Origin of the sequence: Priestia flexa NBRC 15715, from assembly GCF_001591565.1 — a bacterium.
In the GTDB taxonomy this organism is placed as follows: Bacteria; Bacillota; Bacilli; order Bacillales; family Bacillaceae_H; genus Priestia; species Priestia flexa.
Genome location: NZ_BCVD01000012.1, coordinates 39429 through 46070, shown reverse-complemented (window position 1 = coordinate 46070; position 6642 = coordinate 39429). Strand labels below are relative to the sequence as shown.

9 protein-coding genes are annotated in these 6642 nt (G+C 38.3%); 5 read left to right on the top strand and 4 right to left on the bottom strand.

The features are described 5' to 3' along the window. Window positions 1-23: 23 nt before the first annotated feature. Window positions 24-179, bottom strand: a complete 156-nt coding sequence (locus BFL01S_RS03775; protein ID WP_025909512.1) for a hypothetical protein — start codon at window positions 177-179, stop codon at window positions 24-26. Window positions 180-192: 13 nt separating this feature from the next. Next, window positions 193-456, bottom strand: coding sequence for a YtzC family protein (locus BFL01S_RS03770; protein WP_025909513.1), 264 nt, complete (start codon window positions 454-456; stop codon window positions 193-195). A gap of 194 nt (window positions 457-650) precedes the next feature. On the opposite strand from BFL01S_RS03770, the gene mnmL reads away from it, so the two are divergent. Then, window positions 651-1613 (top strand): tRNA modification radical SAM protein MnmL/YtqA, encoded by a 963-nt coding sequence (mnmL, locus tag BFL01S_RS03765; protein WP_025909514.1) that lies wholly within the window; start codon window positions 651-653, stop codon window positions 1611-1613. Continuing rightward, window positions 1610-2182 carry a tRNA 5-(aminomethyl)-2-thiouridylate-methyltransferase MnmM gene (gene mnmM / locus BFL01S_RS03760; RefSeq protein WP_061784923.1) on the top strand — a complete coding sequence of 191 codons (573 nt, stop codon included), beginning with the start codon at window positions 1610-1612 and terminating at the stop codon, window positions 2180-2182. Before mnmL ends, mnmM begins: the two co-directional genes overlap by 4 nt. 22 nt (window positions 2183-2204) lie before the next feature. Here the strand turns inward: mnmM and tbcS are convergent, their stop codons facing one another. After that, window positions 2205-3263 carry a tetraprenyl-beta-curcumene synthase gene (gene tbcS, locus BFL01S_RS03755; protein WP_061784922.1) on the bottom strand — a complete coding sequence of 353 codons (1059 nt, stop codon included), beginning with the start codon at window positions 3261-3263 and terminating at the stop codon, window positions 2205-2207. A 31-nt stretch (window positions 3264-3294) separates the two neighbouring features. Continuing rightward, window positions 3295-4071 carry an alpha/beta fold hydrolase gene (locus BFL01S_RS03750; protein ID WP_025909517.1) on the bottom strand — a complete coding sequence of 259 codons (777 nt, stop codon included), beginning with the start codon at window positions 4069-4071 and terminating at the stop codon, window positions 3295-3297. 104 nt (window positions 4072-4175) lie between these two features. Here BFL01S_RS03750 and BFL01S_RS03745 point away from each other — a divergent pair, with 104 nt between their 5' ends. The 3 genes from BFL01S_RS03745 (at window position 4176) to BFL01S_RS03735 (ending at window position 6635) form a co-directional block, all read left to right on the top strand. Beyond that, window positions 4176-4697, top strand: a complete 522-nt coding sequence (locus BFL01S_RS03745) for a gamma carbonic anhydrase (protein WP_025909518.1) — start codon at window positions 4176-4178, stop codon at window positions 4695-4697. A 238-nt stretch (window positions 4698-4935) separates the two neighbouring features. Then, complete coding sequence (locus BFL01S_RS03740) at window positions 4936-5466, top strand: phosphatase PAP2 family protein (protein WP_061784921.1); 531 nt, start codon at window positions 4936-4938, stop codon at window positions 5464-5466. A 20-nt stretch (window positions 5467-5486) separates the two neighbouring features. Then, a complete protein-coding gene (locus BFL01S_RS03735; protein WP_061784920.1) occupies window positions 5487-6635 on the top strand; it encodes a glycosyltransferase family 4 protein in 1149 nt (382 codons plus the stop codon). Window positions 6636-6642: the final 7 nt, after the last annotated feature.

Below are 6642 nucleotides of genomic sequence, written 5' to 3'. Positions count from 1 at the left end.
CTTATGTCCCAGCCTCTTTTACCTTATTTTGTTTTTGATTTATCGGGCTGTGCACGCTTGCTGTTACGAGCCTTTAACTCTTTTACTGGATCGAAATCTTTACCTACTTCAATATCGTTATTATTGATTCCATCTTTTGTCTTTTGCTCTGGATTATTCTGATTTGAACGAGTAGCCATCGCTATTTCCCCCTTAATGTTCAGTTAGGATCATTTGATTTTGCGTTTGCTGAATTTGAAGGCGCATGCGATAAAGCTGTTCACGCTGTTGATCATTTGCGCTATGAGCAAGCTCTTCAAGTTCTTTATATGCATTTTCAAGGCCAAGCTGTGCTTTTGTATATTCTGTATCATTATAATGTTCTTGTTTCATGCCTTCAGATAATTGACTTTGCGCATATCGAAGCGCATCTTCACATTGCTGAAGAAGCTTATCTACTGATTGACGTGTTGCCATGATTATCTCCCTCCACACTCTTTAGTTTCAGATGTATTTTGCTCATCTTTGGACAAATTTACGACATATCTCTAGAAAAAATCATTTGTAAAATATAGAATTTCACATTGCCTTTGGAACTTTTCTTTTTTTCTGATACAATTTGATGTTGTATTTAAGACACGTACTGTACATAGATAAAGGAGGGTATTGACTTGAGTCAAGAAAACCCATTTCCATATAAAGCGGAGGATAAACGTTATCACACATGGAACTACCATTTAAGACAACACTTTGGTCATAAAGTATTTAAAGTGGCGTTAGACGGCGGATTTGACTGTCCTAATCGAGACGGAACCGTTGCATACGGTGGATGTACCTTTTGTAGCGCTGCGGGATCTGGAGATTTTGCTGGAAATCGCACTGAAAGCTTGACTACACAATTTAACAAGATAAAAGAAAAAATGCACCATAAGTGGAAAGACGGAAAATATATTGCTTACTTCCAAGCATTCACAAATACACATGCACCAGTCGAAGAATTACGCCAAAAATATGAAGAAGTTTTAGCATTACCAGGCGTTGTCGGATTATCCATTGCTACCCGCCCAGATTGCTTACCAGATGACGTAGTTGAGTATTTAGCAGAACTCAACGAACGTACGTATTTATGGGTAGAGCTAGGGCTACAAACGATTCATGAGAGTACTTCTGCGTTAATTAATCGTGCACACGACCATGCATGTTACTTAGAGGGTGTTGCAAAGCTTCGAAAGCATGGGATTCGCGTTTGTGCTCATATTATTAATGGCCTTCCTCTTGAAACTCAAGATATGATGATGGAAACTGCAAGGGAAGTAGCAGAAATGGATGTACAAGGCATTAAGATTCACTTACTTCATTTATTAAAAGGCACTCCAATGGTGAAGCAGTATGAGAAAGGCCTACTCAAATTTTTATCATTTGATGATTACATCAGCCTTGTGTGCAACCAGCTTGAAATTTTACCACCAGAGATGATTGTTCATCGCATTACAGGAGATGGCCCAATTGACTTGATGATTGGACCGATGTGGAGCGTGGATAAATGGAATGTATTAAACACAATTGACCAAGAGCTCAAACGTCGAGGTAGCTACCAAGGAAAATTCTTTGCAAAGGGTGTTTCAGCATTATGAAAATTGAACGCATTCTTCCTTTTGCTCGCACGCTGTTAACAAGTGCTGTTAACGAAGGTGATACGGTCATTGATGCGACCGTTGGAAACGGTCACGACACGTCATTCTTAGCAAAATTAGTGGGCGCAAGTGGACATGTATACGGATTTGATATCCAAGATGAAGCAATTCAAAATACGTCTGAACGATTGGCTAAACAAGGGATTGAACAACAAGTTACTCTTATAAAAGATAGCCATAGTCGTTTAAAAAACCATATTCCAACTCATTTACATGGTAACCTAACAGGTGCAATCTTCAATCTTGGATACTTACCGGGTGGAAATAAAAAAATTGTTACTCTCTCAACGTCCACCATTCAAGCGATTGAGCAGCTGATTGAACTATTAGCACCCGAGGGGATTATCGTACTTGTTATTTATCACGGACATGAACAAGGACAGATAGAACGTGATGATGTGCTTCATTATGTATCGAATCTTGACCAACAAATCGTTCATGTTTTACGCTACCAGTTTATAAACCAACAAAATAATCCGCCATTTATTGTGGCCATTGAAAAAAGATAAGCTTTTGCCATTTGGCAAAAGCTTATCTTTTTAACATTCGATATAATCGCCCGTTGACATAGAAGAAATAACTCAAAGACCCACCTGCTTTTATAAGTTTTTTAGCGCTTCGAGCTACTTCCTTTTGGCTCCGAACTTTTTGATCTGATAAATAAACACCAAGTAAACCTTGGTAAATAAAACGGTGAAAATGAGCATCTGGTAAATGTTGAGCATGCTCGCCAGACTTTGTGACAAAATGTAGAAATCGATTCATCATATCTTGATGATGAGGATAATAGAAGCAGAAGTTTAGATCTCCTCCTTCAACGTCTTCCTCTTGATCGATTAAATAATCTAACAAGATATGCAACCCTTGAATATAAGGAAAGTAACCATTGCGTACTTGCTCTGCATGTTGCACTGTAAAGTCTTTTGTAAAGCTATACGCAGCTAAACAAAAGATACCGAGCGTCGAACCCGAACATGCTGAAAATTCATACCATGACATCGATGGCAATGACTCCTTATGCTCTGAAAACCACTTCTCAAGCCTAGGTACACGTTCTTCTATCTTTACATGTTTATGTATCTGTAAGTCACAATAATAATTAGCCAATTCAATCAAGTACGGCGCTACAATAGCGTACTTAGGTGCTTTTTCCAGCGTCTGTTGACATGTCAGAACCAGCTCATTAAGATATCCACCGTCATCTTTATCATCTCTATAGCGGTAATAGTCTTTTAATGGTGCACCAGGTGTTAACGCGTCTGGCATAGATTCATGGAGCGCTGCAAAATCTTTTGGATCGAGCGAATTGCTGCGATCACACAAGTTGTCTAAATAGTCACTAATGGTCTGATACGCAACGATAAAGCGAATACAGGTTTTCATTTGTTCTTTTGCCAAAATGGCCAGTATACCTCCTCCTTCACAGTGAAAGGTTTTGGTATCAATGCTATCTAAAGCTTGCGTTCGCAGTTCCATATTTGGTATTTTTTCTGCTTTCAAACGCCACTGTTTCAGCTCTTCATGTACAGTTGGCATGATGCCTCGATAAATTTTCCCCATTAAAGAAAAGGGATGAGACGGTATCTTCACAGGTTCCCCACCTCCGTTGTTTCAAGCTTCGTCAAATATGAAGGTTCACAAAGCTATTTGCATATGTGAAAACATAGTCTCGTTCAGGTTCATTAAAAATTTCATGGTAAAGCTGAGGCCACTCTTTATAGATTTTTTCGCTTAGATCTACTTCGTCAAACCATTGCTTTACAATTAATTTTTCAATAATTTTATCCTCTCCCGCTTGCATAACAAGAAGTGGAACATCAGGCATCTTTTCAATATCACGAAATGCCATATTGATCGCTTCTACAAGCTCGCGATACCACCTAACGGAAACTTTTGTCACATACAATGAATCATTTTGGTCTTCGTCTCTTACTTCTGGATTTCTCGTTGCTTTCTCTACAGTTAAGCCTAAGTCAAACAGTTTCGTTGGCATTACTTTATTTAACCCTTTAGATAAAACGTCTAAATAAGCCGGAACTTGTTCTTTAAGTCCTAGACATGGCGATGATAAAATCGCTCCCCATATTGGTAAGTTCTTCAACTGGAGCGTTCGAATAACGGCAAGCCCACCCATGCTATGACCTAATAAAAAAATAGGCAAATCATAAGTTTGTGCTTCTTTTACCCAGTTTTCAATTTCATGTACATATTCGTCAAATGATAAGATATGTCCTCTTCTTCTTGTTGTTAGACCTTGTCCAGGAAGATCCCCCATCACAACATTCATGCCGACTGAACGCCACATTTCAACTAGCCAGCGGTACCGTCCTTGATGCTCAGCTGCGCCGTGAACAATGACTACCACACCTTTTGGATTTTCTGTTTCCCACTTACGCATTTGAGTTACTCCCTTTCATTTGCTATTTACCTGTTTAAAAAAACTATGTACACTTACATTAGAAGATTATTACTCTTTTTTCAACTAATAAAGGAGATGAACGCATGATTTATCCTTATAAAGGAAAAACACCAGCTATTTCACCCACATGCTATATCGCTGATTACGTAACGATTACAGGTGATGTCACGATTGGCGATGAAAGTAGCATTTGGTTTAATACTGTTATTCGCGGAGATGTTTCACCGACTATTATTGGAAAGCGTGTCAATATTCAAGAACAATCTACACTTCATCAAAGCCCTAATTTGCCGCTTATCATTGAAGATGATGTAACAATCGGCCATCAAGTTATTTTACATAGCGCACTTATTCGCAAAAATGCGCTGGTTGGAATGGGCTCAATTATTTTAGATGGAGCAGAAATTGGAGAAGGTGCATTTATCGGAGCCGGTAGCTTGGTCCCACCCGGTAAAAAAATCCCACCTCATACACTTGCACTAGGTCGCCCTGCTAAAGTTGTCCGTGAATTAACAGATGAAGATGTAAAAGATATGAACCGAATTCGCACGCAGTATGTTGAAAAAGGACAATATTATAAATCAATTAACCCGATTAACAGCTAATGCAACAAGCAGTGGTCAATGCCACTGCTTGTTTTTTTGTGTAGCGGCCTTACTTAGTATGCACTAAATAAATCCACACATTCTTTACACAATATTAGCACTAGCTCTACAAATATTTCTTACAATATAACATAGCGACTATACATTCGTTGAGAAACAAAAACATATAATTTTTTAACGTTTCATCGTCACCGATTACTTTAGCTATGAACATAATGGGCTTAAAGGAGGTTGCTATATGCGAACAAAACTAATTCGTCAAGTTTATGATTGGGAGTGCCACTTATTTCAAATTGTGAATAAACATTTCGACTTCAAGCCTCTCAACACTTTTTTTCGTACGATTACACATATCGGTGGTGCAACTTCAATGATTGGCCTAGCGCTACTCCTCATGCTATGTATTGATCGTGCATCTTTACCGCTTGCTTACGCATGCGCTTTATCTCTAGCAATCAGCCATATCCCTGTGGCGATTACCAAAAAAATTTATCCAAGAAAACGTCCTTACCTTCAATTAAAAGAAACAAAAGTATTGGATAATCCTTTACAAGATCATTCATTTCCATCTGGACATACAACAGCCATTTTTTCGTTTCTAGCACCTATCATGATTGCGGTACCTGTTTCAATTTTATTTTTATTTCCACTTGCTTTTTTAGTAGGAGTTTCGCGGATTTATTTAGGGCTCCATTACCCTACTGACGTATTTGCAGGCATATTGTTAGGTATATTCTCTGGAATTATCGGTCTACAGTTGTTCTACTAAATCAAAATGGAGGTGGTAGGATGAGGATTGCATTGATATCAGATACGTTTTCTCCTGAGATCAACGGAGTCGCAAAAACATTAGAGCGCTTTACTTATTATTTATCTCGTCAACGAATTGACTATGAGGTTTTTGCACCTGAATCATCGTCCCGCACATTTAGTCCATTATCCATTAATCATTCATTAAGTATACCATTCTTTCTTTATCCACAATGTCGGTTTGCCTTACCGAATGTTATAAAGATGAAGAAAAAAATAAAGGAGTTCAATCCTACAATCATGCACGTTGCTACTCCTTTTTCAATGGGACTTAGTGGCATTCATGTAGCTAAAAAGCTTAGTATTCCTTTAGTTGGTTCTCATCATACTGACTTTGAACACTATCTTCCAAGCTACAAGTTAGGACACTTATCTCCTCTTCTGTGGAGATATATGAAATGGTTTTACGAACCGTTTGAAGAGATTTTTGTTCCCTCTCTTGAAACAAAAAAGCAGCTCTTAAATCAAGGCTTTAAATCTATATCTATCTGGTCTAGAGGAGTCGATCATCATTTATTTCATCCCTACTACGATAAATTTGATATCCGCATAAAATACAATATAAAAAAGCCTTATATCTTAACATATGTTGGACGTTTATCTCCTGAAAAAAACGTAGCATTTTTATTAAAGCTATCTCGCTTACTTCCTGACCATTTACGTCATCAAGTACAGTGGCTTATTGTTGGAGGTGGGCCTAGCAAGGAAGCGCTGCAGCAAGAAGCGGGTGAATCCATTACATTCATCGACTTCTTAGAACATGAGCATTTAGCTAAACTATATGCAGCTTCCGACCTATTCATATTTCCTTCTGAAACGGAGACCTTTGGTAACGTTGTATTAGAAGCATTATCCTGCGGTACGCCTGTTATTGCTGCTAATGCAGGGGGAGTAAAACATATTGTTAGCAATGAGAAGAATGGCTACCTCTGCACCCCGAATTCACTTGAAGAATTTATTGAATCCATTTGTACTTTGTTAGAGTCCTCCCAGCTTCGACTAAGGTTTGGAGACGCTGCTCGTCGCTATGCTCTTACGCAATCTTGGGATTCTATTTTTGACCAATTACTGCTTCGCTATGAAGCAGTCACTACTAAATCAAACAATGGGTTAGAATTTGTTCAATAAAAAAAAG

What these genes read in the sequence shown, in the direction of transcription:
- mnmM (WP_061784923.1), top strand. Translation starts at nt 1,610, where the DNA reads ATGAAAATTGAACGCATTCTTCCTTTTGCTCGCACGCTGTTAACAAGT.
- BFL01S_RS03745 (WP_025909518.1), top strand. Translation starts at nt 4,176, where the DNA reads ATGATTTATCCTTATAAAGGAAAAACACCAGCTATTTCACCCACATGC.
- BFL01S_RS03740 (WP_061784921.1), top strand. Translation starts at nt 4,936, where the DNA reads ATGCGAACAAAACTAATTCGTCAAGTTTATGATTGGGAGTGCCACTTA.
- BFL01S_RS03735 (WP_061784920.1), top strand. Translation starts at nt 5,487, where the DNA reads ATGAGGATTGCATTGATATCAGATACGTTTTCTCCTGAGATCAACGGA.
- BFL01S_RS03750 (WP_025909517.1), bottom strand. Translation starts at nt 4,071, where the DNA reads ATGCGTAAGTGGGAAACAGAAAATCCAAAAGGTGTGGTAGTCATTGTT.
- BFL01S_RS03775 (WP_025909512.1), bottom strand. Translation starts at nt 179, where the DNA reads ATGGCTACTCGTTCAAATCAGAATAATCCAGAGCAAAAGACAAAAGAT.
- BFL01S_RS03770 (WP_025909513.1), bottom strand. Translation starts at nt 456, where the DNA reads ATGGCAACACGTCAATCAGTAGATAAGCTTCTTCAGCAATGTGAAGAT.